The 1,061-nt window shown below is 33.8% G+C and carries 1 protein-coding gene; it reads left to right on the top strand.

Annotated elements, in window-relative coordinates:
- Positions 1-284: 284 nt before the first annotated feature.
- Positions 285-791, top strand: a complete 507-nt coding sequence (locus HCO57_RS16565; protein ID WP_167989948.1) for a hypothetical protein — start codon at positions 285-287, stop codon at positions 789-791.
- Positions 792-1,061 lie beyond the last annotated feature (270 nt).

Below are 1,061 nucleotides of genomic sequence, written 5' to 3'. Positions count from 1 at the left end.
AATTAATGGTAGTTTGGAGCAAAACAAAATTTCGCCCTCCTTTTTACAAGCTTCGGTAGTTTGAAACTAATAAGCTAATTTTATATTAAAATCTGAAGGCGGTTTTGGGACAGACTGCCGTTGGTAGCCATTTGTGAACCGAAATAGAGTGATTTAAAGACCATCCGTCTTACGGAATTTGAAAGAAAAAACGTAAATTGACTCTCTGAAAGTGAAGAATAAATACCGACTTAAGGTCGAAACCTAACAGCCCAAGACCTTAATGGGCAATAAAAACTTATAACATGAAAACTTTAAAAATGTATTTTTTCTATTTATTTCTTTTAGGTATTAGTATCTCATTTACTAATTGCGAAAGTGATTCTACATCAAATGAGGAACAAAACAGTGAGGAATTAGCTCTAATTGACTTTGAAAAACAAATCAGCAATATAAAATCTAATTTGGGTGGCAATAGTGATGAATCAACTTCGAAGAGTACTTCATATGTGGCTGCAAAATTTGACATTCGAATGGAAGGAGAGAATTATATCATTGAAAACATAAGATATTTAAACGAATTTGAATATGGTTTTGCGGAAGGTTTTTCAAAACAAGCATCGAAATCTAATGAAGGTGGTGGAATAAAAGTTTCTTGTGAAAAGACAGGAGAAATAACCGAATGCCCAGAATTAAGCGGAATTGGAGCAGGAATGCGACAAGCTAGATGTGTAGGTAATGCGGTTAAAGCTTGTCTAGATGGTGGAGGTTGTGCTGAAGTGTGTAGTATGGAAGCAGAAATTAAACAGTAACGGCTACCAACACGGTATATAAAAAATAGCAGTTAAGGGTTAAACTAAGTATTTTGCTATTTTCTGCTTTATTTGTTTAAATCTGAAAAAACAGCTTACCTACTCTGCTACTTTTCATATACGAGACCGTTGTCTGTAATTTAACCCAACGCATCGTCCTGAAATAGGTTGACTAAAAAAGTTATCATATTTAGTAATCTATGGAAGAATCAAAAAAAACACCCTGCCGAAAAAAGAAGTATGAAAAAGTGGGTTTTGAACACAAACTTT

Origin of the sequence: Croceivirga sp. JEA036 (assembly GCF_011882165.1) — a bacterium.
GTDB lineage: Bacteria > Bacteroidota > Bacteroidia > Flavobacteriales > Flavobacteriaceae > Croceivirga.
Note: the sequence above shows the minus strand (reverse complement) of the source record. Positions and strands in the feature narration are given on the sequence as shown.

Excerpts from the sequence above, each read along its gene's own strand:
- HCO57_RS16565 (WP_167989948.1), top strand. The coding sequence starts at position 285 with ATGAAAACTTTAAAAATGTATTTTTTCTATTTATTTCTTTTAGGTATT.